At 63.8% G+C, this 389-nt stretch carries 1 protein-coding gene; it reads right to left on the bottom strand.

All coding sequences use genetic code 11. The features are described 5' to 3' along the window. On the bottom strand, positions 1-389 hold a 389-nt coding region (locus ACLJNW_RS23425; RefSeq protein ID WP_410961113.1), incomplete at both ends, for an aldo/keto reductase.

Genomic DNA, 389 nt, shown 5'->3' with positions numbered 1-389 from the left:
CTCGGTAGGTTAAGCCGGGCGCTGACCTGGCGTGCTTCGAGGAGGCGCCGGGCGTCGTAGTTGGAGGCGCCGATGACCCGTACCTTGCCTTTCTTGATCAGTTCGCCATAGGTGGAAAGGGTTTCCTCCAGGTCGGTGTGGGGATCGTCGGTGTGCGACTGGTAGAGGTCCAGGTAGTCGGTCTGCAGGCGTCGTAGCGAGCGCTCCAGGGCCTGCTCGATATAGGCGGCGGAGAGACCTTTGTGGCCATTGCCCATGTCCATCCCGACCTTGCTGGCGATCACCATGCGGTCGCGTTTGCCGGTGCGTTTCAGCCACTTGCCGATGAGGGTTTCCGACTCGCCGCCCTGGTGCCCGGGAACCCAGCGCGAATAGACGTCGGCGGTGTC

The sequence above is a fragment of the Salmonella sp. SAL4457 genome, from assembly GCF_046548235.1.
GTDB lineage: Bacteria > Pseudomonadota > Gammaproteobacteria > Enterobacterales > Enterobacteriaceae > Salmonella > Salmonella enterica.
Note: the sequence above shows the minus strand (reverse complement) of the source record. Positions and strands in the feature narration are given on the sequence as shown.